A 24,645-nucleotide genomic window follows, 5' to 3' on the forward strand; every position below is an offset into this window, starting at 1 on the left:
CGTCCGCGCTACGGTGGGGCATCGGATCCACCATCCAGGAGACCGGATCCTGGATCCAATCGCACGAGGCGGGGGCAGAGCACACCCATGGCACAGGGCACGGTCCAGGTGACGCACACCGGAACGTCGCGGTGGCGGCGCCGCACGGGCGAGTACGCCTCCCTCGCCGCCGCGCTGGAAGCGGCCGGTGACGGCGACGTCCTCACCGTCGCGCCCGGCACGTACCGCGAGAACCTCGTCGTGACCCGGGCGGTCACCCTGCGGGGACCCGAGGACGGAGCGGGCCCGGTGCGGATCGCGCCGCCCGACGGCGTGCCGCTCACGTTGCGCGCCTCGGCCATCGTGCAGGACCTGCACATCGAGGGCCAGGACGTGGCGGCGCCCGCGCTGCTCGTCGAGGACGGCACGCCCGAACTGCTCGACCTGCGCATCATGACGCGCTCCGCCGCCGGGATCGAGGTACGCGGGCAGGCCCGGCCGACCGTCCGGCGCTGCACCGTCGACAACCCGGCTGGCGTCGGCATCGCCGCCGTCGACGGCGCGGGCGGGGTCTTCGAGGAGTGCGAGGTCGTCGCGGCCGGACAGGCCGGTGTCTCCGTGCGCGGCGGCGCGCACCCCCGGCTGGAGCGCTGCCGGGTGCACCACGCCTCCGGGGCCGGGATCGCCGTCACCGGCGAGGGCAGCGGCCTGGAGGGCATCGGCTGCGAGGTGTACGAGATCAAGGGCGCCGGACTCCAGATCGCGGGCCGCGCCACCGCGCACCTCGTCGACTCCTCCGTGCACCGCACCTCCGCCGACGGCGTCACCCTGGACACGGACGCCGTGCTGACGCTCTCCGACTGCGACATCCACGACGTGCCGGAGAACGCGGTGGACCTGCGGTCCCGCTCGGTGCTCACGCTCACCCGGTCCACCGTGCGCCGGTTCGGGCGCAACGGCCTGTCCGTGTGGGACCCCGGCACGCGCGTGGACGCGCACCAGTGCGAGATCCACGACAGCACCGGCGACTACCCGGCGGTGTGGGTGAGCGACGGGGCGAGCGCCGTCCTCGACGCGTGCCGGGTGCACGACGTGCCGGACGCGCTGTTCGTGCTGGACCGGGGCTCCCGGGTGGACGTCGTGGACAGCGACCTCACGCAGGTGCGGAACACCGCCGTGTCGGTGAGCGACGGCGCCACCGCCCAGCTCGACGACTGCCGGATCAAGGAGGCGTCCACCGGGGCGTGGTTCCGCGACCACGGCAGCGGCGGCACCCTCGCCAACTGCACCGTGGACACCGTGCAGACGGGCGTCATCGTCACCAAGGGCGCCGACCCCACGGTGGAGCGGTGCGTGGTCACCTCCCCCGCCGAGGCCGGGTTCTACGTCTCGGCGGAAGGCCGCGGCACCTTCCTCGGCTGCCGGGTCACCGGCAGCGGCGGCTACGGCTTCCACATCATGGACGGCTGCCGGACCGTGCTGCGCCGCTGCCGGACCGAGCGGTGCGCGCGCGGGGGGTACGAGTTCCCCGAGGACGGGCCGGTGGTCGAGGACTGCACCGGCGACGAGAGCGCCGTACGGACCCCGCCGGTGCCCGAGCCCGTGGCGGCGCCGGTCCTGACGGCCGCCCAGCACTCCCCCGGCCTGCTCGGCGCGTTCCCCCCGCCGCGTACCGGCGCAACGGCCGCCCCCGCGCCGGCGCCCGCCCCGGTCCCCGAGCCCCGGTCCTCGGATGACGTGCTCGGCGCGCTCGACGCGCTGGTCGGCCTGGACAGCGTCAAGCACGAGGTGCGGACGCTCACCAACATGATCGAGGTGGGCCGGAAGCGGCAGGAGGCCGGGCTGAAGGCCGCCTCGGTCCGCCGCCATCTCGTCTTCACCGGCAACCCCGGCACCGGCAAGACGACCGTCGCCCGTCTCTACGGGGAGATCCTCGCCTCGCTCGGCGTGCTGGAGCGCGGGCATCTGGTGGAGGTCTCCCGGGTCGACCTGGTCGGCGAGCACATCGGCTCGACCGCGATCCGCACCCAGGAGGCGTTCGACCGCGCGCGCGGCGGGGTGCTCTTCGTGGACGAGGCGTACGCGCTGTCGCCGGAGGACTCGGGCCGGGACTTCGGGCGCGAGGCGATCGACACGCTCGTGAAGCTGATGGAGGACCATCGGGACGCGGTGGTGGTGATCGTGGCCGGATACACGGCCGAGATGGAGCGGTTCCTGACCGTCAACCCCGGTGTGGCGTCTCGTTTTTCACGGACCATCAGCTTCGGCGACTACACGCCGGAGGAGCTGCTGCGGATCGTGCGGCAGCAGACGGACGAGCACGAGTACCGGCTCGCGGAGGGCGCGGACGACGCCCTCCTCACGTACTTCGAGAAGCTGCCGAAGGGCCCGGCGTTCGGCAACGGGCGGACCGCGCGGCAGACCTTCGAGTCGATGGTGGAGCGGCACGCGGGCCGGGTCGCCGTGCTCGCCGAGGCGAGCACGGACGACCTGACCCTGCTCTATCCGGAGGACCTGCCCGACCTTCCCTGATCCGGGGTCTCTTGATCCTGGGTCTCCTCGGCACCTCGCTGATGGGGCAGGGCGGGTGGCAGGCGGTCCAGGAGCGCGGCCCGGCAGCAGGCGAAGGCCGGGTCGGCCTGGTAGTCGGAGTGGCCGAGGACCGGTTCCGGCAGCGGGTGGGCGCGGGTGCGTCCGTACGCGACGGGGTCGCGCAGCACCGGGGCGTCGACGCCCGGGCGGCCGTCCTCGGCCGGGACGCGGACCGGGCCGCCGATGGGGTCGGTGGCGCGGTGCAGGTTGGTCCAGCAGTGCACGGCCCGGTGGAGTCCGCGCAGCGCCTCGGGGCCGAAGTAGGCGGGGAACCAGCGCCCGTAGAGCCGTTCCAGCGGGGAGCCGTAGGTGAGGAGCGCGACCCGGGAGCGGGTCCCGGACGGCAGTTGCCAGACGGCCGCGGCGGCGAGGACGCTGCCCTGGGAGTGGCCGGAGATGACGAGCCGGCCGCCGGTGTGCCGGGTCCAGGAGCGCATCCGCCAGGTGAGGTCGGGCACCGCCCGCTCCGCGTAGCAGGGCGGTGCGAAGGGGTGGGCGGCGCGCGGCCAGAAGGTGCCGACGTCCCACAGGATGCCGATGGTGCGGCGGGCCGAGGCGTCGCGGTAGGCGCGGCGGCCCCAGGTGACGAAGAGCAGGAAGCCGAAGCCGATCATCCACGAGCCGAGCGCCTGGGTGGTGGTCGCGAGACCGGCGATCGCGGGGTGGGCGTCGGCGAAGGCACGGCCGGGGACCTGGTCGCTGGCCCAGGCTCCGGCCACCGAGGCGGCGCCCAGAAGCAGCGCCGTACCGGAGACGACGGCGATGAGGACGGGGGCGGAGTCGGTGAGCGAGGCGCGGGCGCGGCTCGCGGCGATCTGGCCGGTACGGACCGGATCGGGGCTCTCGTCGGCGTAGTCGGCCTCGACGGCGGCCCGCAGCCGGCGGGTCGCGAGGTGGGTCCGGACGCCGAGGAGGACGGCGGGCACGAGCAGCAGCAGGAGCAGGACGGGGATGACGGACGCCTGCCAGCTGAGCAGGACCGGCGGTCCGACGAGGGGGCTGGTCCGGCTGCCGGGGGTGGCGGAGCCGTCGAGCCAGTCCGCGACCCACTGGGCGACGCCGCCGGACATGACCCCGCCCAGCGCGCAGGCCAGCATGGCGGTGGCGGGCCCGCCGAGCCCGGCGAGGGCGGTACGCGGGTCGCGCCGGGGCCGCTGGAGCAGCAGGGCGACGGCGCCGAGGGCGACGACGAGGCCGCCCTGGGCGAGGGTGAGCGCCCCGAAGAGCACGTTCCCCGGCAGGCTGCCGCCGGAGCTCCAGCCGGGCCGGTCCCACGCGGTGTGCAGGGCGGTCAGCGCGAGCAGGGCGAGGGCGAGGGTGGGCAGGCGGGTGAAGACGACGCTCTCGACGCGCTGGTCGAGCCTGCGTTCGCTGCGGCCCCGGCCGCAGACCGACCAGAGGACCAGGACGGCGCATCCCACCAGGGCGGCTCGCAGGACGAGTCCGGTGGTGGCGAGGGTACCGGTGTCCTGCCGGGCGGGGGCGGCGGCCAGCGCGCCGGCCACGGTGAGGAAGCCGGCGGCGGTGTGCGCGGCGCGCAGCCGGGCGACGAGCCGCCTCCCGTACCAGAATCCGGGCCGGCCGAGCGCGGGCCGCGGGTCCTCGGACGGTACGGGGGCGGGGGTGGCGGTGTCGTCCTCGGTGGGCGGGCGCTGGGCCTCGTACGCGCTCCACGTGCGGTGGGAGAGGTACCAGAGGAGGGCGACGAGGGCGGTCGGGAGGACGGCGGCGAGGGCGAGCCGGCGGCCGGGGCCCGACCACCAGCCGCCCCGGTCGGCGGAGAGGAAGCCGAGCCAGGCGCGCCCGTCGGCGCAGGCGGCGGTCCCGGCGCACTGCCAGGCCGTCAGGTCGAGGGCGACCTCGCAGACGGCGGCGGTGAGCAGCACGGTGAGGCTGAGGGCGAGGAGGCGGACGAGGACGCCGTAGAGGCGGACGAGGCCGGGGCGGCCGGGGGCGGGCGGGCGCATCCAGTGCGCGAGGTTGACCACCATGAAGGGCAGGAGCAGCAGCCACAGGGCGCGGGCGCCGTCGCCCGAGGTCAGGTTCGACCAGACGTACGCCTCCGGCACCGGCCGGGCCGCGTACCGCTCGGGGTGGTCCTCGGCGTCGAGGTCCTCGGCGCGCCGGTGCACGGCGGCGGTCTCGTCGCCGGTGATCCGTACGGTCCTGGGGTCGTCGAGCATGGACTGGGGGGTGGCTCCGCCGACTCCGTGGACGAGGAGTTCGAGCGCCGCGCCCCCGTGCTCCGGGGCGGGTGTGGCAGGGGACACTTAGGAGTCTTCCTCTCGTGAGTGGGAGGATGCGACGTCGGCTCCAGGATCGCGGACGACCGTGCGCCCGCGCACGGTCTCTCACCGAATCCGACAGCCATCCCCTCGTCTCCTGCGGAAGGACCGGCCCCGGCGGTGACTGACAATCAGAACCTCCTCGCGGAGCAGCGGCGCGCCCTGATCCTCGACGAGGTGCGGCGGCGCGGCGGCGTACGGGTCAACGAGCTGACGCGGCGGCTCAGCGTCTCGGACATGACGATCCGCCGTGACCTGGACGCGCTGGCCCGGCAGGGCATGGTCGCGAAGGTGCACGGCGGGGCGGTGCCGGTGACGGAGCCGAGCACGCACGAGCCGGGGTTCGAGGCGAAGTCGGTGCTGGAGCCGAGCGCGAAGGACGAGATCGCGCGGGAGGCGGCGGCGCTGGTGCTGCCGGGTTCGGCGATCGCGCTGTCCGGCGGGACGACGACGTACGCGCTGGCGCGGCACCTGCTCGACGTGCCGGACCTGACCGTGGTGACGAACTCGGTCCGGGTGGCGGACGTCTTCCACGAGGCGCGCCAGACGGCCGGCGAGGGCCGGCGGGCGCCGACGGTGGTGCTGACGGGCGGGGTGCGGACGCCGTCGGACGCGCTGGTGGGGCCGGTGGCGGACCGGGCGGTCCGCTCGCTCCACTTCGACCTGCTCTTCCTCGGGGTGCACGGCCTGTCGGTCGAGGCGGGCCTGTCGACGCCCAACCTGGCGGAGGCGGAGACCAACGGGTGTCTGATCCGGTCGGCGCGCCGGGTGGTGGTGGTCGCGGACCACACCAAGTGGGGGACGGTGGGCCTGAGTTCGTTCGGCACGCTGGACGAGGTGGACACCTGGGTGACGGACCGGGGCATGGCCGCGGAGGTGCGGGCCGAGGTCGCCGAGCACGTGCCGGGGCTGCTGGTGGCCGGGGAGACGGCTGCGTGAGCCCGTTCCGGGTGGCGCGCTCGGTGCCGCTGGCGCCGGAGGAGGCGTGGCGGCGGCTGACCGACTGGCCGGCGCACGGCCGGCAGGTGCCGCTGACGCGTACGACGGTCCTGACTCCGGGTCCGAGCGGGGCCGGGACGCGGTTCACCGCGCGGACCGGGCTGGGCCCGCTGGGCTTCGACGACCCGATGGAGGTGGTCCGCTGGGAGCCGCCGCGCGGGGACCGGCCGGGGGTGTGCCGGCTGGCGAAGTACGGGCGGCTGGTGCGGGGTTGGGCCGAGATCGAGGTGGCGGCGGAGGGTGGGGGCTCCCGGGTGGTGTGGACCGAGGAGCTGTCGGTACGCGGGCTGCCGCGGGCCTTCGACGGGGTGCTGGCGCGGGCGGGCCGGGTCGTCTTCGGCCGGGCGCTGGACGGACTGCTCGACGCGCCTTCGCCGAACAGGCTTTCGCCCTGACGCTCCGTCAGCTAGGTTTCCTCTTCCACTCGATCCGGGAGGTCCTGTCCATGCAACGCCGACTGCGGCCGGTGGAGCTCGACTTCACCGCCGTCGCCCCCGTCCGCCTCGCCTTCGAGGCCACGCTCCAGGCACCGCCCCCGGCGGTCTTCCGCTCGATAGCGGTCGAAGTGGGCAGCCTGCCCGCCTGGTTCACCCCGGTCGCCTCGGCCGTCCCGCTGGACGACGGCGCGCGCCGGACGATCCGGCTGCGCGGCGGGATCCGCTTCGAGGAGACCATCCTGGCCGCCGAGCCGGACCTCCGCTACGCCTACCGGGTCGACCTCACCAACGCGCCCGCGGTGTCCGCGCTGGCCGAGGAGTGGGCCCTGGCGCCGGAGGGCACCGGGACCCGGCTGCGCTGGACGATGGCGGCCGACGGCCCCGCCCCGTTCCGCGCCGGACTGCGGCTGGCGTCGCCCGGCCTGGGCCTGTCCTTCCGCCGGGCCGCGGCCCTGCTGGACCGGCGGCTCACTCCGGCCAGACGCCCGTCGCCAGGAAGCGCTCGACCGTGACGGTGTACGGGGCGATGTCGAGGCCCTGTTCGGCGAGCCAGGCGTCCGAGTAGTACTTGTCCAGGTAGCGGTCGCCGGGGTCGCAGAAGAGGGTGACGACGCTGCCGGTGCGCTCCTCGGCGACCATCTCGGCGACGATCTTGAAGGCGCTCCACAGGCCGGTGCCGGTGGAGCCGCCGGCCTTCCGCCCGATCGCGGTCTCCAGGGCGCGGACGGCGGCGACGCTCGCCGCGTCCGGGACCTTCATCATGCGGTCGACGGCGCCGGGCACGAAGCTGGGCTCCATCCGGGGCCTGCCGATGCCCTCGATGCGGGAGCCGCAGTCGGAGGTGGCGTCCGGGTCGTGGTGCACCCAGCCGTCGAAGAAGCACGAGTTCTCCGGGTCGGCGACGCAGATCCGGGTGTCCTGCTGCGTGTAGTGGACGTAGCGGGCGATGGTGGCGGAGGTGCCGCCGGTGCCCGCGGTGGCCACGATCCAGGCCGGCTCCGGGTAGCGCTCCAGCCGGAGCTGCTGGTAGATCGACTCGGCGATGTTGTTGTTGCCCCGCCAGTCGGTGGCCCGCTCGGCGTAGGTGAACTGGTCCATGTAGTGGCCGCCGGTGCGCGCCGCGAGCGCCGCGGCCTCCTCGTACATCCGGCGCGAGTCGTCGACGAAGTGGCACTGCCCGCCGTGGAATTCGATGAGCCGGCACTTCTCGGGGCTGGTCGTGCGGGGCATCACGGCGACGAAGGGGACGCCGATGAGCTTGGCGAAGTACGCCTCGGAGACGGCCGTCGAGCCGCTGGACGCCTCGATGACGGGCTTCCCGGGGCGGATCCAGCCGTTGCAGAGCGCGTACAGGAAGAGCGAGCGGGCCAGCCGGTGCTTGAGGCTGCCCGTGGGGTGGGTGGACTCGTCCTTGAGGTACAGGTCGATCCCCCACTTCTCGGGGAGCGGGAAGCGCAGGAGGTGGGTGTCGGCGGAGCGGTTGGCGTCGGCCTGGACCTTGCGGACGGCCTCCTTCAGCCACGCGCGGTAGGCCGGATCGCTGCGGTCGACGTCCACGGTGGCGATGGCGGCCGCATCCTGAGGGGGTCGGGGGATGGTGCTCAACGGTTCTCTCCTCGCTGTCCCGCCGGGGTCGGACCCTGGCTTCCCACCCTCGACGATACCCCTCCCACCTGGGCAAACGATCTCTTTGACGCTCCATAGGAACGCCTTGGGGAGCAGGTGTACGAGGGTCTCTGGTGCCCGCGCCGACGGCCCGGCACACTGGGAGGGACGGGCACGTCGGAAGGGGTGGAACGGCATGGCGGAACCGGAGTTCAGCGCCAGGGGCGTACGGATCGCGCGGTGGCCGCGCTCGCTCACCCGGGCCGGGGAGGTCCGCATCGAGGACGGCCGGCTCGCGCTGCTGACGAGTTACGGCTCCGAGATCGACAGCGCGCCCGTCAAGGCGGTGCGGGTGGGGCGCCCGTGGTTCGCGAAGGCGGACGAGACGGTGGCGAAGGTGAACGGCACGCGCTACCGGCTGACGATGGACGCCGCCGGGGAGGACGACGCCCGGGACGCCGAACAGGCGGGCCGGTTCCTCGCCGCGCTCAGGCGGGCGGCCGGGGGCAGGTGAGCGTGCTCCTGATCGCGCCGCCGGTGCGCTGACCTGGGGAAGCTCGCGGCGGGTTGCGGGGCGGTGACGGGTGGTTCACGCTGGAACCACCTCACTGAGGGTTCACCGGTGGTGACACTGCGCTCAGTGCACCACCCTGCTGTACCGCATGACAGATCCGAATCTCCGTCTTCTTCAGGACTACTTCGGGGAGTCGCAGCCGTGATCAGCGAGCCGAGCAGGTATTACGCGGTAGAGCTCCAGGCCCTGCCGTCGCGGATCGGACAGATCCGCAGGATCGTCGCCGCCCATCTGCGCCATTGGAACCTCGACGACCTGGTCGATCCCGTCCAACTGGGAGTGACCGAGCTGTTGAGCAATGTGCACCGCCATGCGCAGCCCGACAAGGAGTGCACCGTCGAGCTGGAACTCCTGCTCGACCGGCTGACCGTCTCGGTCCGGGACAACGACCCCCGGATCCCGGTGCCGACGGAGTCGGCCGCCGAGGACCTCTGGGACGAGCCGGACGCGCTCGCCACCTCGGGCCGCGGCCTCGCCATCGTCGGGGCGCTCAGCGACAGCTGGGGCGTCCGCCCGCGGGGCGCGAGCGGCAAGGTCGTCTGGTTCACCCTGACGGCACCGCCGTGCGTCGACGGGCCGGTCATGGCCGGTGCCGAGGCCGGGTACGGCCTCGGGTTCGACCTGGTGCCGCTGACCCCGATCGTCTCGTACAGCCGGCTGGCGGGGATCCCGCTCGGCGCGCCCGCGGACGCCCCGGCGCTCGCGGCGAGCGCCGGGTGCGGGGCCTGAGGGCGGGTTCCGCCGTCGGGCTCCTGACGTCAGGGTCCTGGCGTCGGGCTCCTGGCCTCGGGGTCCTGGCGTCAGGCCGTGGCGACCAGGGTCAGGTAGGCGATGCCGAGGACGTTGCGGTAGCCGTTGAGCCAGGTGGAACGCTGCCGGTCGACGCGCTCGCGGGTCTCGGCGGCCAGCGGGTGGTCGGGGTGGGCGGCGAGCCACAGCTCCGTGTCGTACCGGTAGCCGGACTCGAACGTCTCCCACTCGTCGCGGCCCGCCGCCTCGATCCAGGCAGGACGGAAGCCCGCCTCGATCGCCAGGTCGACGAGCTCCCCCAGCAGCAGGTGGTCGCCCGTGGACGCGCCGGGCCACATCCCGGCGAGCTCCGCCTCGGTCGGGGTCCGCTCCCAGAAGCCCTCGCCGAGCACCACCACGCCGCCGGGCCGGACGAGCCGGCGCAGCTCGCGCAGCGCCTCCGCCGGGTCGTGGGGCAGTTCCGGGTCGCACAGGGCCTGGCTGGAGCCGAGGCAGAGGATCGCGTCGACGGGGCCGCGGTCGGTGCCGCGCGCGGACTCCTCGACGAAGACGGACCGGTCGGCGAGACCGCGCTCCGCCGCGAGCGTACGGCCGCGCGCGAGGTCCTCGGCGTTGATGTCGATGCCGATGCCCTTCGCCCCGGGCACCGCGTCGAGGACGCGGAGGAGAAGCTCGCCCCAGCCGCAGCCGATGTCGAGGACGTCGGCGGGGCCGGAGTCGACGATCCGGCGGACGAGGCGCTCGGCCCGCTCGTCGGAGAGCGGGCCGTGGAAGGTGAGGCTGCCCAGGCGGGGCGGGAGCTCGGCATCGGAAGTGATCATGAAGAGGGACGTTACCGGGCCGGGCCGCCCGCGCCCACCCCTTTTCCTCAGCGCCTGGCCGTGCCGCCCAGGGCGGCCAGGGGGTCGTCGAGGACCGGCTGCCAGGCCAGTTCGGCCGCGCCGACCAGGCTGTTGTGGTCCAGAGTGCAGGGCAGGATCGGGACGCCGCCGCTGCGGCCCCACAGGCTGCGGTCGGCGACGACCGCGCGGAGCCGCTCCGGGTCGGCGTCGAGCAGCTCGCGGTGGAGCCCGCCGAGGATGATCCGGTCCGGGTTGAGGATGTTCACCAGACCGGCGAGGCCCAGGCCGAGACGGTCGATCAGCTCCTCCACCGCCGCCCGCACCCCCGGGTCGTCCGGCGCGGTGCGCAGCAGATCGCGGGCCTGCTGGAGCAGGGACACCTCGGGTCCTGGCGCCCGTCCCGCGACCGTGAGGAAGGCCAGCGGGTCGGTCTCGACGTCCAGGCAGCCGCGGCCGCCGCAGTGGCAGGGGCGGCCCTCCGGATGGACCGTCAGGTGCCCCACCTCCAGGGCGAGGCCCGAACTGCCCGTGTGGAGCCGCCCGTCGAGGACGAGCGCCCCGCCGACGCCCCGGTGTCCGGTGGCCACGCACAGCAGGTCGCGGGCGCCGCGCCCGGCTCCGTGCCGGTGCTCGGCGAGCGCGGCGAGGTTGACGTCGTTGGCGGTGAAGGCCGGGCCCTCGATGCCGGCGTCCCGGATCCGCTCGGCGAAGATGTCCCGGACCGGCGCGCCGGCGGGCCAGGCGAGGTGGAGCGGGTTGAGCGCGGTGCCGTCGGGCTCGGCGATCGCGGACGGCACGGCGAGGCCGGCGCCGACGCAGCGCCGCCCGGTCTCCCGGAGCAGCGCGGCGCCCGCGTCCACGACGGCGCCGAGGACCTGCGCCGGGTCGGCCGAGACCGTCACCGAGCCGGGGACGGTGGCGACGAGGGTGCCGCCGAGGCCGATCAGCGCGGCCCGGAAGCCGTCCGCGTGGACCTGCGCGGCGAGCGCCACGGGCCCCTTCTCGTCGACGGCGAGCCGGTGCGAGGGACGCCCCTGGGAGCCGGCGGCGGCCCCGGGGTTGGAGTCGACCCGGATGAGCCCGAGGGCCTCCAGCTCGGCGGCGACGGCTCCGGCGGTGGCGCGGGTGACGCCCAGCTCGGCGGTGAGGACGGCCCGCGTCGGCGCCCGTCCGGTGTGCACCAGCTCCAGCGCGGGGCCGAGCGCGCTGCGCCCCCTGTCCAGCCGAGTACGCGTCGTCGTCGCCTTGCCGTTCATGGCCCCGAGTCTCCCATGATCGGCCCCACCGGCCGGAACCGGCCGGACCGCGCGCGGGGCGGGCGCGGGGCGGGCGGCGCGGGCGCCGTCGCGGACGGGCGGGGCGGACGGGCCGGGGCTCGCGGTGCCGGAATCCGGGCCGGCCGCCTGCGGGTACCGAGCCCCGGGCCTCAGTGGCGGGGCTTCGGGCGCGGGAGGAGGCCGACCTCGCGGCCGAGGCGTTCGGCGGCGGTGGCGAAGAAGGCGTCCCGGTCCTCGACGACCCGGTTGAACTGGCCGAACACCTCGAACGAGACCAGGCCGAAGAGCTGCGCCCACGCGAAGACGAGGGCGACGGCGAGCGCGGGCGGCAGGTCCGGGGCCAGATCGGCGGCGAGCCGCTCCGCCTCGGGGGTGAGGCTGTCCGGCAGCGGGGGCAGCGCGACGCCCTCGTCCTGGTACGCGGCGCGCGCGGTCGCCACGAGGAGCAGACCGACGCGGGCGGCCGGGCCGACCGTGTCCCGCGGGGCGGTGTAGCCGGGGACCGGCGAGCCGTAGATCAGGGCGTACTCGTGGGGGTGGGCGACGGCCCAGGCGCGGACGGCGCGGCAGACGGCGGCCCACTGGGCGAGGTGGTCGCGCGGCGCGGTGCGGGCGGCGGTGGCGTGGCCCTCCTCCGCGGCGGCGCCGACGGCGTCGTACGCGTCGATGATCAGCGCGGTCAGCAGGTCGTCGCGGCTGGGGAAGTAGCGGTAGAGCGCCGAGGAGACCATGCCGAGCTCGCGGGCGACGGCGCGCAGCGAGAGCTTGGCGGCGCCCTCGGCGGCGAGCTGCCGGCGGGCCTCGTCCTTGATGGCGGCGGTGATCTCGATCCGGGCGCGGGCTCGGGCTCCTTGAACGGTGGTCATGAGAGCAGTCTGCCATGTTTCGGAGCGGCGCACTGAAATGAGAGCACTGCTCTTGCTCGAGAGCGCCGATCCGTGCAGACTGTTCTCAAGCGAGAGCAGTGCTCACGATTCAGGGAAGCGGTACGAATCGAGAGCGGCGCTCACTGCGGTAGTAGCCCACCCGCCGTACCGCCCGTCACCCCTCCCGGAGGCACCGATGTCCACCACCCCCGCCCACGTCATCAAGCCCGGCTGGTTCACCATCAACGTCGTCAACCGCTCCGTCGCCTGGCTGACCCGCCGGGGCATCAGCGTCTGGGGCTCGCGGGTCCTCGCCGTCCGGGGGCGCAAGAGCGGCGCCTGGCGGACCACGCCGGTGAACGTGCTCACCCTCGACGGCGAGCGCTACCTCGTCGCCCCGCGCGGTCACGTCCAGTGGACCCGCAACATGCGGGCCGTCGGCGGCGGCGAGCTGCACCTCGGCAAGCAGGTGGAGCCCTTCACCGCGACCGAGGTCGTCGACGCCGACGACGCCAAGGTGGTGGTGCTGCGCGCCTACCTCAAGCGCTGGAAGGCCGAGGTCGGCATCTTCTTCGGCGGCGTCGGCCCGGACTCCACCGACGAGGAGCTGCGCGCCATCGCGCCCAAGCACCCCGTCTTCCGCATCACGCCCGCCGCGAACGCGTGAGGGCGGGCACGGACCCGAGGTCCGTCCCGCCCACCCTCACCGCTCCGGCGCCGCTCCGGCGCCGCGCCGGTCCCTCAGGAGACCTCGTCCGCCGCGCCGTCCTTCGTACCGGTCGCCGTCGCGCCTTCGGCCGGTTCCCCGGCCACCTCGGCCTCGTCGTCCTTGCGGGTCACGCCCCGGCCGACCGGGCCGACGCCCGACTCCGTGTCGATGCGCTTGTCGAGGACGTCGATGGCCCGCCGGGCCAGACCGTTCGAGCGGACCATGCCGCCGAGCGTGGCCGAGCCCCGGGTGATGTCGGCGAACGCCTTCCAGGCCGGCCGCACGCCGGTGATCACCGCGTGCAGCAGCCCCGGGCGGCGCTCGAAGACGGCCAGCATGCGCCGTCCGACCGCCATCTCGACGCCGAGCCCGGCCTTGATCGCGAACGCGTAGTTCAGCGCCTGGCGGCGGGCGTCCACCGCGTCGCCCGCCTCCGCGACCCGCACCGCCCACTCGCCTGCGAGCCGGCCGGAGCGGAGCGCGTACGAGATGCCCTCGCGGGTCCACGGCTCCAGCAGGCCCGCCGCGTCGCCGCAGACCAGGACCCGGCCGCGGGAGAGCGGGGAGTCGTCGGTGCGGCAGCGGGTGAGGTGGCCGGAGGAGATCGTGGGCTCGAAGCCGGCGAGGCCGAGCCGGGCGACGAAGTCCTCCAGGTACCGCTTGGTGGCCGCGCCCTCGCCGCGCGCCGAGATGACGCCGACGGTGAGGGTGTCGCCCTTCGGGAAGACCCAGCCGTAACTGCCGGGCATCGGGCCCCAGTCGATGAGGATTCGGCCCTTCCAGTCCTCCGCCACCGACGGCGGCACCGGGATCTCCGCCTCCAGACCCAGGTCGACCTGGCCGAGCTTCACCCCGACATGGGCTCCTATGCGGCTGGCGCTGCCGTCCGCGCCGACCACGGCGCGCGCGAGGACCCGCTCGCCGTCGGCGAGGACCACCGCGACCGTCCGCCGGTCCGGCACGGAGGGCCCGTGCTGCTCCACCCGGCTCACCGTCGCGCCCGTGCGGAGCTGGGCGCCGGCCTTCTGCGCGTGCTCGACGAGCTGGGCGTCGAACTCGGGCCGGTTGATGAGCCCGAAGAGCATCCGGCGCGAGCGGCGGGTGCGGGCGAAGCGGCCGTCGAGGGAGAAGGTGACCGCGTGCACGCGGTCCTGGAGCGGGAGTTCGAAGCCGGGCGGGAGCGAGTCGCGGGAGGGGCCGATGATGCCGCCGCCGCAGGTCTTGTACCGGGGCAGTTCGGCCTTCTCCAGGAGCAGCACCCGGCGGCCCGCGACGGCCGCCGCGTACGCCGCCGAAGCGCCGGCCGGGCCGGCCCCGACGACCACGACGTCCCACACCTCGGGCCGCTCCTGATCGAGGTCCATGCCGAGCTCCGTACCGACGTCCGTACCGACGTCCGTGCCGAGGTCCGCGCCCACGTCCGTGCCGAGGTCCGCGTCCGCCGTCACGTCCGTCACGTCCGTCACGGCATCCGCAGCCGCATCCGTCACCGCGTCCGCCGCCGTGGACGGCTCGGCCGCCGGGGCCGGGTCGCCGGGCGCGAGCGGCTCGATGGGCTCCGGACCGGCGTTCTCTGCGTGCTCGCTGCTCACGATGTGCTTCTGCTCCTGATCCGACCGGCGTCTGCTTCACGCATCCTACGGCTCGGTAGGCCGCAGCCCGGTCGTAGGATCGACGGTGCGATCGCCGTACCACCCGATACGCCGTTCGCTCCCCTCAGCACCAACGTCGCACCCACGAGGAGCGTGCCCATGACGCCGAATCCGATCGCCGAGACCGTCCGGTCCCTGATGCCTCGCGCGAAGGCAGAGCTGACGGAACTGGTCGCCTTCGAGTCGGTCGCGGACGAGGCGGTGGCGCCCCGCAGCGAGTGCGAGGCCGCCGCGCACTGGGTCGCCGACGCGCTGCGCGCCGAGGACTTCCGTGACGTGGCCCTGCTCGACACCCCGGACGGCACGCAGTCGGTGTACGGCGTGCTGCCGGGCCCGGCCGGAGCGCCGACGGTCCTCCTGTACGCCCACTACGACGTGCAGCCGAAGCTGGACGAATCGGCGTGGCTGACCCCGCCGTTCCGGCTCACCGAGCGCGAGGACGGGCGCTGGTACGGGCGCGGCGCCGCCGACTGCAAGGGCGGGTTCATCCTGCACCTGCTGGCGCTGCGGGCCCTCAAGGCCAACGGCGGCGTGCCGGTGACGGTCAAGATGATCGTCGAGGGCTCGGAGGAGCAGGGCACCGGCGGCCTGGAGCGATACGCCGAGCAGCACCCCGAGCTGTTGACCGCCGACACCATCGTGATCGGCGACGCGGGCAACTTCCGGGTCGGCCTGCCGACGGTGACCGCGACGCTGCGCGGCATGACGATGATCCGGGTCCAGATCGACACCCTGGAGGGCAACCTCCACTCCGGCCAGTTCGGCGGGGCCGCGCCCGACGCGCTCGCCGCGCTCATCCGCGTCCTCGACTCGCTGCGCGGCGAGGACGGGTCGACGGTGATCGACGATCTGCCGACCGACGCCGTGTGGGACGGCCTCCAGTACCCGGAGGAGCAGTTCCGCGCCGACGCGAAGGTGCTGCCGGGCGTGGAGCTGCCGGGCGCGGGCACGGTCGCCGACCGCATCTGGGCCCGTCCGGCCGTCACCGTCATCGGCATCGACTGCCACCCGGTGGCCGGGGCGACGCCGTCGATCCCGCGGACCGCCCGCGCCCAGATCAGCCTGCGGGTGCCGCCGGGCCAGGACGCGGCCAAGGCCACCGAGCTGCTCTTCGCGCACATCGAGAAGCACACGCCGTGGAACGCGCGCGTGACGCTGGAGCAGGTCGGCCAGGGCCAGCCGTTCCAGGCGGACGTCTCCAGCCCGGCGTACGCGTCGATGGCCGAGGCGATGCGGGTGGCGTACCCCGGTCAGGAGATGCAGGCGGCCGGCATGGGCGGCTCGATCCCGCTCTGCAACACGCTGGCCACGCTCTACCCGGAGTCGGAGATCCTGCTCATCGGCCTGAGCGAGCCGGAGGCGCAGATCCACGCCGTCAACGAGTCCGTGTCCCCGGAGGAGCTGGAGCGGCTCGCCATCGCCGAGGCGCTGTTCCTGGTGAACTACGCGGACAGCCTCGGCGCCTGACGCCGGGACACCCGCCGGGGCCGGGGCAGGAGCCGCTCACACCCCGACCGGCTCCGGCGGGTTCAGCGTTGGGCGAAGCTCGCCGAGAGCGTAGAAGGCCCCGGTGGGGCGGGGCGGGCGTTTACGTTCGCCGTATGGAAGCCCGAAGGATCACGCCGCGGCTGCATCTGCTCGACTACTCGATCGGGCAGGCGTACCTCTGGCGGGACGACAGCGAACTGACCCTCGTGGACGCCGGCTGGGCCGGATCGGCGGACGCCACGACCACCGCGATACGGGAGGCCGGCCTCGATCCGGACCGGCTGGCCCGCATCGTCCTCACCCACGGCCACCGCGACCACGTGGGCGCGGCGGAGGACCTGGCCGACCGGCACGGCGCCGAGATCCTCGCCCACCGGCTCGACGCGCCGTACGTGCGCGGCGAGCTACCGGTGCCCGAGCCCGACCTCCTGGAGTGGGAGCGCCCGCTCTGGGAGCACGGGCTGACCACCCCGGAGGCGCCCCCGACCCGGGTGGACCGGGAGGTCGAGGACGGCGAGGAGCTCGGGTTCGGCGACGGCGCCGTCGCGGTCCACACCCCCGGCCACACCCCCGGCTCGATGGCCGTCCACCTCCCCCGCCACGGTGTGCTCTTCGCGGGCGATACCGTGGCGACGGTGCGGGGGGTGACCTTCGGCGTGTTCCACGTGGACCGCGCGCTCGCGCTGGACTCACTGCGGCGGCTGGCGGAGCTGCGTCCTTCGGTGCTGTGCTGCGGGCACGGGCCCGCGGTGACGGAGGACACGGCGAAGCTGCTGTCGGCGGCCGCGGCCGCCGGAGCGGCCGGGCTCGGGTAGCGGCCCGTCTCGGGTAGCGGCCCGTCTCGGGTAGCGGGCGTCAGCCGACCGGGACGCCCGCCTCCAGGTTGAGCACGGTGCCGCGCTCCCGCGCGCGCAGGGCCCAGCGGAGGCGGTCGTACCGGACGGGCGGCAGGAGGTCGGCGGCCTCCTCCTCGGTGACGAAGCGCCAGGCGCGCAGTTCGGCGCCGGGGAGGCGGAGCCGGGCGGTGTCGCGGGCGGCGAGCCTGCCGCCGTCGAAGAGCAGCCGGAGGCCGCCGAAGCCGGGCGGCTGGGGCCGTTCCCAGTCGACGAGGAGCAGCCGGGGCACGGCGTCGAGTTCGAGGCCGATCTCCTCGGCGACCTCGCGCATCCCGGCGCGGGCGGGCGGTTCGCCGGCCTCGACGACGCCGCCGGGGAACTCCCAACCGGGCTTGTAGGTGGGGTCGACGAGCAGGAAGCGGTCCCGCTCGTCGAAGAGGAGGACGCCGGCGGCGAGGGTCTCGCGGGTCGGAGCCGGTGTCTGGACGATGCCGCAGGGCGCGGCGAGTCCGTCCTGGACCGCGTCGGCGACGGCCCGGGCGGTCTCGGCGACGGTGAGCGCCGAGGTGTCGACGGTGTGGGCGTCGGCGCCGAGCCAGCCGGCGACGGCCTCGCGGTAGGGCGGGACGTGGGCGTGACACCAGCGGCGGACGTCGGCGTCGACGCCGGGGTCGCCGTAGTCGGCGCGTCCGTCGATGCGTCTCCGCAGGATCGTTTCCTCCGGTGCCAGGAGCACATGCCGGACGTCGATCCTGCGGGCGGCGAGGCCGCCGAAGATCTCGTCGCGGTACTCCTGGCGGAGCAGCGTCATCGGGACGACGAGCACTCCGCCCACCTCGGCGTGCAGGGCGGCGGCGGTGTCCACGACGAGGCGGCGCCAGATCGGCAGGTCCTGGTAGTCGTCCACCTCGGCGAGGCGTTTGTCGGGGAGGAGCCGGCGCAGCGCGTCGCCGGTCGCCTCGGGGTCGTACAGCGTGCTGTGCGGGATCAGTCCGACCAGTTCGCGCGCGGTGCTGGACTTCCCCGCGCCGAAAGCACCGTTGATCCAGACGATCACGATTCCCCCCTCATCGACGGCCCCCTGTGGCTTGCCCGCAACACCCTGCCACGGAAACCACGAACACACGTCCGGGCATATGCGTAACGCTTCGGGCCTGGATGTCGTTGAACAACGACGAGCACGAGGGGGTGCGGAGATGGACCGTACGGTTCTGGAACGGTTTCCGGCGGGAGGGCCGCGCGGCCACTGGCCCGCCGAGGAGTACGCGGGCGCGCGTCGCGACGAGGGGGTCCCGGCCCGCGTGGTGATGGACCTGGCGACCGACGCCTTCCTGGTCGTCGTCGAACAGCGCGCCCCGGAGCGGGCGGAGGCTGTGTCCTTTCCCGTACGGGAGTGAGCGCGGCGCCCGGTCGGGCGGCGGGGGCGGCGGGGGTACCTGGTCAGACGGCGGCGAGTGCCGCGGCGGCGGCGCCCAGGAGGCCCGCGTCGGTGCCGGTGGCGGCGGGCACGACCGTGAGGTCGCGGGCGAAGGAGAGCGTGGCGTAGTCCGCGAGGGCGCGCCGGAGCGGGGCGAAGAGGACGTCGCCGGCGCCGGCGACTCCCCCACCGACGACCGCGATGTCGACCTCCACCAGGTGCGCGGTGGCCGCGATCCCGGCCGCGAGCGCGCGGGCGGCCCGTTCGAAGGCGGCGACGGCCGCCGGGTGTCCGGCGCGCGCGGCCTCCGCCACCGCGGCGGCGGAGGCGTCGCCGTCCGGTCCCGGCCGCCAGCCCCCGTCGAGGGCGCGGCGGGCGATGTGGGGGCCGCTGGCGAGCCGTTCGACGCAGCCCCGGCCGCCGCAGGCGCAGGGGTCGCCGTCGAGGTCGACGCTGATGTGACCGATGTGGCCCGCGTTGCCGGTGGGGCCCGGGTGGAGACGCCCGCCGAGGACGAGGCCGCCGCCGACGCCGGTCGAGACGACCAGGCCGAGGGCGTTGGCGTGGCCACGGGCGGAGCCGAGCCAGTGCTCGGCGGCGGTCATGGCGACACCGTCGCCGACGAGGGCGACCGGCCGCCCGTCGGCCAGCCGCCGCACCCGGTCGACCAGCGGAAAGTCGCGCCAGCCGGGCACGTTGACGGGACTGACCGTGCCCCGGGCGGCGTCCACGGGCCCCGCGCTCCCGATGCCCACGGCGACGGCCGAACCCCAGAGCGGGGACGACGCGAGCGCGCCGAGCACCGCCCCGACCGCCCCCAGCACCGTCTCCGCGCCCTCTCGCGCCGGGGTGGCCCGCTGGGCGCGGGCCAGGATGCGCCCGTCGGCGTCGACCAGCGCCCCGGCGATCTTGGTACCGCCGATGTCGAGCGCTGCCACCGGCCCGGAGACGGAAGCGGAGGCGGGGCTGAAGGCGGGAGGCATGCGGGTAGGTTCTCACGCCACCGAAGACCGCCCTCGGGGCGCCCATCCGGATCGACCGGCCCCCGGAGACAACGTTTTCCAGGCTCTATGCTCGGTCGGGACGTGCACGATCCGCCGGACGGCAGCTGCCGGCACACCCACGACGGAGGATGTTCGCACCGTGGCCGAGACCAACCGACCCGAGCCCCGCTACGGCAACCGGCCGACGATGAAGGATGTCGCCGCTCAGGCGGGTGTCGGGCTCAAGACCGTGTCGCGGGTCGTCAACGGGGAGCCGGGGGTCACGCCGGAGACCGAGCGGCGGGTCCGTGAGGCGATCGACGTGCTCGGGTTCCGCCGCAATGACAGCGCGCGGGTGCTGCGGAAGGGGCGGACGGCGACGATCGGGCTCGTCCTGGAGGATCTGGCCGACCCGTTCTACGGGCAGCTCAGCCGGGCCGTGGAGGAGGTCGCGCGGGCGCACGGGACGCTGCTGATCAACGGCTCCAGCGCCGAGGACCCCGAGCGCGAGCAGGAGCTGGCGCTGACGCTCTGCGCGCGCCGGGTGGACGGGCTCATCGTGATCCCCGCCGGGAACGACCACCGCTATCTGGAGCCGGAGATCCGGGCCGGCGTGGCCACCGTCTTCGCCGACCGCCCGGCCGGGCTCATCGACGCGGACGCCGTCCTCTCGGACAGCTTCGGCGGGGCACGGGAGGGCGTCGCCCATCTGATCGCGCACGGGCACCGGCGCGTCGGCTTCGTCGGCGACCGGCCGCGCATCCACACCGCGGCGGAGCGGCTGCGCGGCTACCGCGCGGCGATGGAGGACGCGGGGCTGCCGGTCGACGAGCGGTGGGTGGCGCCGGGCTCGACGGATCCGGAGCGGGTGGCGGCGGCGCTCGCCGGGATGCTGTCCGGGCCCGAGCCGGTGACGGCGCTCTTCGCGGGCAACAACCGGGTGACCGTCACGGCCGTCCGGGTGCTCGCCGAGCGGACCGCCCGCGGCGGGGGCCCCGAGGTGGCGCTGGTCGGCTTCGACGACATCGAGCTCGGCGACGTACTCGGCGTCACGGTCATCGCCCAGGATCCGGCGGCGCTCGGCCGACAGGCCGCCGAGCAGCTCTTCCGGCGCCTGGACGGGGCCGCCGGAGCGACCCGCCAGGTGGTCATAGGGACCCGGCTCCTCGCCCGTGGCTCGGGCGAGATCCCTCCACAGCCGTCCGCCTGACCAGCGCCCGACACACCGCCTGACACACCGTCGGGCCGCCTGAGCGGCCCGGACGGCGGAGGGTCAGTGCTCGGCGCTGGCCGTGAGGTCGCCTCGGCGCGGGGCGGCGAAGCGCTCCAGGGCGGCGCGGGTCATGCCGGTGAGAGCGTCGACCTCGGCGGTGTCGAGGGCGCCGCACTGGAGGCCGCGCAGCAGGTAGGAGGAGAGCGCCTTGGCGGTGGCGGGCTCGTCCATGACGTCGCCGCCCGCGTGGTTGGCGTACGCGGAGAGGCGCTTGGCGGCGGTCTCGAAGCCCTCGCGGTAGAAGGCGAAGACAGCGGCGTAGCGGGTCGGGATGTGGCCCGGGTGCATGTCCCAGCCCTGGTAGTAGGCGCGGGCCAGGGCGCGGCGGGTGAGGCCGTAGTGCAGCTTCCACGCCTCGTGGACGTGGGCGGTGGAGCCGACCGGGAGGACGTTGGTCGAGCCGTCGGAGACGCGTACGCCGGTGCCCGCGGCGGCGACCTGCATGATCGCCTTGGCGTGGTCGGCGGCCGGGTGGTCGCTGGCCTGGTAGGCGGCGGAGACGCCGAGGCAGGCGCTGTAGTCGAAGGTGCCGTAGTGGAGGCCGGTGGCGCGGCCCTCGGCGGCGTCGATCATGCGGGCGACGGCGGCGGTGCCGTCGGCGGCGAGGATGGACTGACTGGTCTCGATCTGGATCTCGAAGCCGAGGCGGCCGGCGTCGAGCCCGTGGGCCTTCTCGAAGGCTTCGAGGAGGCGGACGAAGGCCGTGACCTGCTCGGGGTAGGTGACCTTCGGGAGGGTGAGGACGAGGCCGTCGGGGAGGCCGCCGTTCTCCAGGAGGCCGGTGAGGAAGACGTCCGTGGTGCGGATGCCGCGGTCGCGGACGGCGGCCTCCATGCACTTCATCCGGATGCCCATGTACGGGGCGGCCGTGCCGTTCGCGTACGCCTCGTTGATCAGGCGCGCCGCGCGGGCCGCGTCCTGGTCCTCGTCCGCGCCCGCGTAGCCGTCCTCGAAGTCCACGCGCAGGTCCTCGATGGGCTCGCGCTCCAGCTTGGCGCGCACGCGCGCGTACACGTCCTCGGCGAGGTCGTCGGAGAGGCCGAGGACCGCGGCGAAGGAGGCGGCGTCGGGGGCGTGCTCGTCGAGCGCGGCGAGGGCCTGGTCGCCCCAGGAGCGGATGGTGCCGGCGTCGAAGACGTTGCCGGGTACGTAGACGGTGTGGACGGGCTGGCGGGTGCCGGGGTCGCCCGGGTAGCGGCGGTCGAGCTCGGCGTCCACCGCGGTGAGGGAGGAGCTGATGCCCTCGCTGACCGCGCCCGCGAGGCTCGTCGACACCTTCTCCTGCTGACCCATCCCTGTCTCCTCCTCTTTTCCGCTTCACGGAATCAACAATCCGCATAGCGAAGTTAATAGTCCGCCGGGCCTGCGTCAATGGTTGTCCGAAACGGCCGGGGGCCGCACGGCGAAACTCGCCGTGCGGCCCCCGGACCTGCGGAAGCGCTGATCGTCAGCCCTTGCGGGCCTGGACCTCCTGGGTGAGGACCGGGACGACGTCGAAGAGGTCGCCGACCACGCCGTAGTCGACGAGGTCGAAGATCGGGGCCTCGGCGTCCTTGTTGATGGCGACGATGGTCTTCGAGGTCTGCATGCCGGCGCGGTGCTGGATCGCGCCGGAGATGCCCGCGGCGATGTACAGCTGCGGGGAGACCGACTTGCCGGTCTGGCCGACCTGGTTGGCGTGCGGGTACCAGCCGGCGTCGACGGCGGCGCGCGAGGCGCCGACGGCCGCGCCGAGCGAGTCGGCGAGGGCCTCGATGATCGCGAAGTTCTCGGCGCCGTTGACACCACGGCCGCCGGAGACCACGATCGCGGCCTCGGTCAGCTCGGGGCGACCGGTCGACTCGCGGGCGGTGCGGGCGGTCACCTTGGTGCCGGTGGCCAGCTCGCCGAAGGAGACCGCGAGGGCCTCGACGGCGCCGGCGGCCGGGGCCGCCTCGACCGGGGCGGAGTTCGGCTTGACCGTGATGACCGGGGTGCCCTTGGAGACACGGGACTTGGTCGTGAAGGAGGCGGCGAACGCGGACTGCGTCGCGACCGGGCCCTCGTCACCGGCCTCCAGGTCCACGGCGTCGGTGATGATGCCGGAGCCGATGCGGACCGCGAGGCGGGCCGCGATCTCCTTGTTCTCGGCGGAGGACGGCACGAGCACGGCGGCCGGGGACACGGCGTCGTACGCGGCCTGGAGGGCGTCGACCTTCGGGACGACCAGGTAGTCGCCGAACTCGGCGGCCTCGGCGGTCAGGACGCGGGTGGCACCGTGCTCGCCGAGGACGGCGGCGGTGTCGGCGGCGGCGTTGCCGAGGGCGACGGCGACCGGCTCGCCGATGCGGCGGGCGAGGGTCAGCAGCTCCAGGGTGGGCTTGCGGACGGCTCCGTCGACGTGGTCGACGTAGACGAGAATCTCAGCCATGGGACTTCAATCTCCTGCGAACGAAAAGGGGGCGGTCGGTACGGCTCGCGGGAGCCTTAGATGAACTTCTGGCTCGCGAGGTACTCGGCGAGCTGCTTGCCGCCCTCGCCCTCGTCCTTGACGATCGTGCCCGCGGTGCGCGCCGGACGCTCGTCGGCGGAGTCGACGGCGGTCCAGGAGCCCTCCAGGCCGACCTCGTCCGCGTCGATGTCCAGGTCGTCGAGCTCCAGCTCCTCGACCGGCTTCTTCTTGGCGGCCATGATGCCCTTGAAGGACGGGTAGCGCGCCTCGCCCGACTGGTCCGTCACGGAGACGACGGCCGGGAGGGATGCCTCCAGCGTCTCGGAGGCGGTGTCGCCGTCACGGCGGCCCGTCACCTTGCCGCCCTCGACCGCGACCTCGGAGAGCAGGGTGACCTGCGGGACGCCCAGGCGCTCGGCCAGGATCGCCGGGAGGACGCCCATGGTGCCGTCGGTGGAGGCCATGCCGGCGATGACTAGGTCGTAGCCGGTCTTCTCGATCGCCTTGGCGAGCACCAGCGAGGTGGCCATGACGTCGGAGCCGTGGATGTCCTCGTCGTCGACGTGGACGGCCTTGTCGGCGCCCATCGACAGCGCCTTGCGCAGCGCGTCCTTGGCGTCCTCGGGGCCGACGGTGAGGACGGTGACCTCGGCGTCGTCCGCCTTCTCGGCGATCTGAAGCGCCTGCTCGACCGCGTACTCGTCGAGCTCCGACAGGAGACCGTCGACGTCCTCGCGGTCGACCGTCAGGTCGTCGGCGAACTTCCGGTCGCCAGTGGCGTCCGGCACGTACTTCACACAGACAACGATCCTCAAGCTCACGCCGGCTCTCCTACTGCATCGTCATAACTGGGCTGCCTTGTTGCTCGCAGCATAGGCGCCTGAAGGGCGGGTTTCCGGTTGGGGCGCCGGACGCCCCGACCAGATATTACTCGTCAGTACACCCAGTTCGTGACCAGTAAGCAAGCGCTCAGGAATGTGATCTGGCCAACGCGCGGAACGCGGCCGTCACGGGAACTCTCAGTCGCGCAGAGCGTTGAAGCGCCCATGGTGGTAGAGGAGGGGACGGCCCGCGCCGTCGGGGTCCCCCGCTACCGCCTGGGCTATCACGATCCGGTGGTCGCCGGCCGGCACCCGGGCCACCACGCGGCAGACCAGCCAGGCCAGTACGCCGTCGAGCACGGGCACGCCCTCGGGACCGCGGCTCCAGCGGGTCGGCTCGGCGAACCGGTCGGCGCCGCTGCGCGCGAAGGTCCCCGCCAACTCCTCCTGGTGCTCGCCGAGTATGTGCACGCCGATGTGCTCGGCCTCGGCGACGACGGGCCAGCTGGAGGAGCCGGTGCCCACGCCGAAGGAGATCAGCGGAGGGTCGGCGGCGACGGAGTTGAGCGAGGTGGCGGTGAAGCCGACCGGGCGCTCACCGTGCGCGGTGATCACCGCGACGCCGGCGGCGTGGCGGCGGAAGACGGAGCGCAGCAGGTCGGGCGAGGCGGACCTGGGGGCGCCGATCGTGGGAACGGTACGGAGCTCGGGCGAAACCGTCATGGAGTTGTCCTTCGTGCGGGGCGGCATGGAGCGGGGTCCGGGGGGCGTCAGACGCCCGGACAGCGCGCGCTCGCATGGCGGCCCAGGTCCACATGGGCCCGGCCGT

Annotated in this window: 23 protein-coding genes; 11 read left to right on the top strand and 12 right to left on the bottom strand. The window is 74.3% G+C overall.

Annotated elements, in window-relative coordinates:
- Window positions 1-87 precede the first annotated feature (87 nt).
- Window positions 88-2,511: a right-handed parallel beta-helix repeat-containing protein gene (locus ACFXMG_RS05515; RefSeq protein ID WP_384900185.1), complete on the top strand. Its 2,424-nt coding sequence runs from the start codon at window positions 88-90 to the stop codon at window positions 2,509-2,511.
- Here ACFXMG_RS05515 and ACFXMG_RS05520 read toward each other — a convergent pair.
- Window positions 2,481-4,841, bottom strand: a complete 2,361-nt coding sequence (locus ACFXMG_RS05520; protein WP_383824719.1) for a hypothetical protein — start codon at window positions 4,839-4,841, stop codon at window positions 2,481-2,483. The genes ACFXMG_RS05515 and ACFXMG_RS05520 overlap by 31 nt on opposite strands.
- Window positions 4,842-4,976: 135 nt before the next feature.
- On the opposite strand from ACFXMG_RS05520, the gene ACFXMG_RS05525 reads away from it, so the two are divergent.
- From ACFXMG_RS05525 to ACFXMG_RS05535, 3 genes are read left to right on the top strand one after another with little or no spacing between them, the layout of a single operon-like run.
- On the top strand, window positions 4,977-5,795 hold the full coding sequence (locus ACFXMG_RS05525) for a DeoR/GlpR family DNA-binding transcription regulator (RefSeq protein ID WP_383824717.1): 819 nt from the start codon (window positions 4,977-4,979) through the stop codon (window positions 5,793-5,795).
- Window positions 5,792-6,250: an SRPBCC family protein gene (locus tag ACFXMG_RS05530; RefSeq protein ID WP_383824714.1), complete on the top strand. Its 459-nt coding sequence runs from the start codon at window positions 5,792-5,794 to the stop codon at window positions 6,248-6,250. The genes ACFXMG_RS05525 and ACFXMG_RS05530 overlap by 4 nt, the downstream gene beginning before the upstream one ends.
- 50 nt (window positions 6,251-6,300) lie before the next feature.
- Entirely contained in the window at window positions 6,301-6,804 is a 504-nt protein-coding gene (locus ACFXMG_RS05535; protein WP_383824711.1) for an SRPBCC family protein, read from the top strand.
- Here the strand turns inward: ACFXMG_RS05535 and ACFXMG_RS05540 are convergent.
- A complete protein-coding gene (locus tag ACFXMG_RS05540) occupies window positions 6,761-7,897 on the bottom strand; it encodes a PLP-dependent cysteine synthase family protein (protein WP_383824708.1) in 1,137 nt (378 codons plus the stop codon). The two genes, ACFXMG_RS05535 and ACFXMG_RS05540, sit on opposite strands and share 44 nt — an antisense overlap.
- A gap of 196 nt (window positions 7,898-8,093) precedes the next feature.
- On the opposite strand from ACFXMG_RS05540, the gene ACFXMG_RS05545 reads away from it, so the two are divergent.
- A complete protein-coding gene (locus ACFXMG_RS05545; protein ID WP_383824705.1) occupies window positions 8,094-8,411 on the top strand; it encodes a hypothetical protein in 318 nt (105 codons plus the stop codon).
- A 201-nt stretch (window positions 8,412-8,612) separates the two neighbouring features.
- On the top strand, window positions 8,613-9,200 hold the full coding sequence (locus ACFXMG_RS05550; RefSeq protein WP_383824702.1) for an ATP-binding protein: 588 nt from the start codon (window positions 8,613-8,615) through the stop codon (window positions 9,198-9,200).
- A gap of 71 nt (window positions 9,201-9,271) precedes the next feature.
- Here ACFXMG_RS05550 and ACFXMG_RS05555 read toward each other — a convergent pair whose 3' ends face one another.
- The 3 genes from ACFXMG_RS05555 to ACFXMG_RS05565 all read right to left on the bottom strand — a co-directional run bounded on the left by ACFXMG_RS05555 (window position 9,272) and on the right by ACFXMG_RS05565 (window position 12,206).
- Window positions 9,272-10,042, bottom strand: a complete 771-nt coding sequence (locus ACFXMG_RS05555; RefSeq protein ID WP_383824699.1) for an SAM-dependent methyltransferase — start codon at window positions 10,040-10,042, stop codon at window positions 9,272-9,274.
- Window positions 10,043-10,089: 47 nt separating this feature from the next.
- Window positions 10,090-11,319 carry an ROK family protein gene (locus ACFXMG_RS05560; RefSeq protein ID WP_383824696.1) on the bottom strand — a complete coding sequence of 410 codons (1,230 nt, stop codon included), beginning with the start codon at window positions 11,317-11,319 and terminating at the stop codon, window positions 10,090-10,092.
- Between the two features lie 170 nt (window positions 11,320-11,489).
- Window positions 11,490-12,206, bottom strand: coding sequence for a TetR/AcrR family transcriptional regulator (locus tag ACFXMG_RS05565; RefSeq protein WP_383824693.1), 717 nt, complete (start codon window positions 12,204-12,206; stop codon window positions 11,490-11,492).
- Window positions 12,207-12,402: 196 nt separating this feature from the next.
- On the opposite strand from ACFXMG_RS05565, the gene ACFXMG_RS05570 reads away from it, so the two are divergent.
- Entirely contained in the window at window positions 12,403-12,873 is a 471-nt protein-coding gene (locus ACFXMG_RS05570) for a nitroreductase/quinone reductase family protein (RefSeq protein ID WP_383824690.1), read from the top strand.
- 74 nt (window positions 12,874-12,947) lie between these two features.
- Here ACFXMG_RS05570 and ACFXMG_RS05575 read toward each other — a convergent pair whose 3' ends face one another.
- Window positions 12,948-14,279 (bottom strand): geranylgeranyl reductase family protein, encoded by a 1,332-nt coding sequence (locus tag ACFXMG_RS05575; RefSeq protein WP_383824806.1) that lies wholly within the window; start codon window positions 14,277-14,279, stop codon window positions 12,948-12,950.
- A 387-nt stretch (window positions 14,280-14,666) separates the two neighbouring features.
- Between ACFXMG_RS05575 and ACFXMG_RS05580 the strand changes: the two genes are divergently transcribed.
- Window positions 14,667-16,034, top strand: coding sequence for a dipeptidase (locus ACFXMG_RS05580; RefSeq protein WP_383824687.1), 1,368 nt, complete (start codon window positions 14,667-14,669; stop codon window positions 16,032-16,034).
- A gap of 134 nt (window positions 16,035-16,168) precedes the next feature.
- Window positions 16,169-16,870 carry an MBL fold metallo-hydrolase gene (locus ACFXMG_RS05585; RefSeq protein ID WP_383824684.1) on the top strand — a complete coding sequence of 234 codons (702 nt, stop codon included), beginning with the start codon at window positions 16,169-16,171 and terminating at the stop codon, window positions 16,868-16,870.
- A gap of 40 nt (window positions 16,871-16,910) precedes the next feature.
- On the opposite strand, the gene ACFXMG_RS05590 is transcribed toward ACFXMG_RS05585, so the two are convergent.
- On the bottom strand, window positions 16,911-17,948 hold the full coding sequence (locus ACFXMG_RS05590; RefSeq protein ID WP_383824681.1) for an NUDIX domain-containing protein: 1,038 nt from the start codon (window positions 17,946-17,948) through the stop codon (window positions 16,911-16,913).
- Between the two features lie 139 nt (window positions 17,949-18,087).
- Here ACFXMG_RS05590 and ACFXMG_RS05595 point away from each other — a divergent pair, with 139 nt between their 5' ends.
- Entirely contained in the window at window positions 18,088-18,288 is a 201-nt protein-coding gene (locus ACFXMG_RS05595; RefSeq protein WP_383824678.1) for a hypothetical protein, read from the top strand.
- A gap of 43 nt (window positions 18,289-18,331) precedes the next feature.
- On the opposite strand, the gene ACFXMG_RS05600 is transcribed toward ACFXMG_RS05595, so the two are convergent.
- On the bottom strand, window positions 18,332-19,291 hold the full coding sequence (locus ACFXMG_RS05600; RefSeq protein WP_383824676.1) for an ROK family protein: 960 nt from the start codon (window positions 19,289-19,291) through the stop codon (window positions 18,332-18,334).
- Window positions 19,292-19,451: 160 nt separating this feature from the next.
- Between ACFXMG_RS05600 and ACFXMG_RS05605 the strand changes: the two genes are divergently transcribed.
- Window positions 19,452-20,501, top strand: a complete 1,050-nt coding sequence (locus tag ACFXMG_RS05605; RefSeq protein WP_383824673.1) for a LacI family DNA-binding transcriptional regulator — start codon at window positions 19,452-19,454, stop codon at window positions 20,499-20,501.
- Between the two features lie 63 nt (window positions 20,502-20,564).
- On the opposite strand, the gene ACFXMG_RS05610 is transcribed toward ACFXMG_RS05605, so the two are convergent.
- The 4 genes from ACFXMG_RS05610 to ACFXMG_RS05625 form a co-directional block, all read right to left on the bottom strand.
- Window positions 20,565-21,857, bottom strand: coding sequence for a DUF6986 family protein (locus ACFXMG_RS05610; RefSeq protein ID WP_383824670.1), 1,293 nt, complete (start codon window positions 21,855-21,857; stop codon window positions 20,565-20,567).
- A 154-nt stretch (window positions 21,858-22,011) separates the two neighbouring features.
- Window positions 22,012-22,974, bottom strand: coding sequence for an electron transfer flavoprotein subunit alpha/FixB family protein (locus ACFXMG_RS05615; RefSeq protein WP_383823867.1), 963 nt, complete (start codon window positions 22,972-22,974; stop codon window positions 22,012-22,014).
- Window positions 22,975-23,030: 56 nt separating this feature from the next.
- Window positions 23,031-23,816, bottom strand: coding sequence for an electron transfer flavoprotein subunit beta/FixA family protein (locus ACFXMG_RS05620; RefSeq protein ID WP_383823870.1), 786 nt, complete (start codon window positions 23,814-23,816; stop codon window positions 23,031-23,033).
- 198 nt (window positions 23,817-24,014) lie between these two features.
- Window positions 24,015-24,539, bottom strand: coding sequence for a flavin reductase family protein (locus ACFXMG_RS05625; protein ID WP_383823873.1), 525 nt, complete (start codon window positions 24,537-24,539; stop codon window positions 24,015-24,017).
- Window positions 24,540-24,645 lie beyond the last annotated feature (106 nt).

The sequence above is a fragment of the Streptomyces sp. NPDC059201 genome, assembly GCF_042754585.1.
GTDB lineage: Bacteria > Actinomycetota > Actinomycetes > Streptomycetales > Streptomycetaceae > Streptomyces.

Coding starts and splice junctions, on each gene's coding strand:
- ACFXMG_RS05580 (WP_383824687.1), top strand. CDS start 14,667: ATGACGCCGAATCCGATCGCCGAGACCGTCCGGTCCCTGATGCCTCGC.
- ACFXMG_RS05565 (WP_383824693.1), bottom strand. CDS start 12,206: ATGACCACCGTTCAAGGAGCCCGAGCCCGCGCCCGGATCGAGATCACC.
- ACFXMG_RS05535 (WP_383824711.1), top strand. CDS start 6,301: ATGCAACGCCGACTGCGGCCGGTGGAGCTCGACTTCACCGCCGTCGCC.
- ACFXMG_RS05575 (WP_383824806.1), bottom strand. CDS start 14,279: ATGGACCTCGATCAGGAGCGGCCCGAGGTGTGGGACGTCGTGGTCGTC.
- ACFXMG_RS05585 (WP_383824684.1), top strand. CDS start 16,169: ATGGAAGCCCGAAGGATCACGCCGCGGCTGCATCTGCTCGACTACTCG.
- ACFXMG_RS05560 (WP_383824696.1), bottom strand. CDS start 11,319: ATGAACGGCAAGGCGACGACGACGCGTACTCGGCTGGACAGGGGGCGC.
- ACFXMG_RS05515 (WP_384900185.1), top strand. CDS start 88: ATGGCACAGGGCACGGTCCAGGTGACGCACACCGGAACGTCGCGGTGG.
- ACFXMG_RS05625 (WP_383823873.1), bottom strand. CDS start 24,539: ATGACGGTTTCGCCCGAGCTCCGTACCGTTCCCACGATCGGCGCCCCC.
- ACFXMG_RS05595 (WP_383824678.1), top strand. CDS start 18,088: ATGGACCGTACGGTTCTGGAACGGTTTCCGGCGGGAGGGCCGCGCGGC.
- ACFXMG_RS05555 (WP_383824699.1), bottom strand. CDS start 10,042: ATGATCACTTCCGATGCCGAGCTCCCGCCCCGCCTGGGCAGCCTCACC.
- ACFXMG_RS05570 (WP_383824690.1), top strand. CDS start 12,403: ATGTCCACCACCCCCGCCCACGTCATCAAGCCCGGCTGGTTCACCATC.
- ACFXMG_RS05610 (WP_383824670.1), bottom strand. CDS start 21,857: ATGGGTCAGCAGGAGAAGGTGTCGACGAGCCTCGCGGGCGCGGTCAGC.
- ACFXMG_RS05545 (WP_383824705.1), top strand. CDS start 8,094: ATGGCGGAACCGGAGTTCAGCGCCAGGGGCGTACGGATCGCGCGGTGG.
- ACFXMG_RS05600 (WP_383824676.1), bottom strand. CDS start 19,291: ATGCCTCCCGCCTTCAGCCCCGCCTCCGCTTCCGTCTCCGGGCCGGTG.
- ACFXMG_RS05615 (WP_383823867.1), bottom strand. CDS start 22,974: ATGGCTGAGATTCTCGTCTACGTCGACCACGTCGACGGAGCCGTCCGC.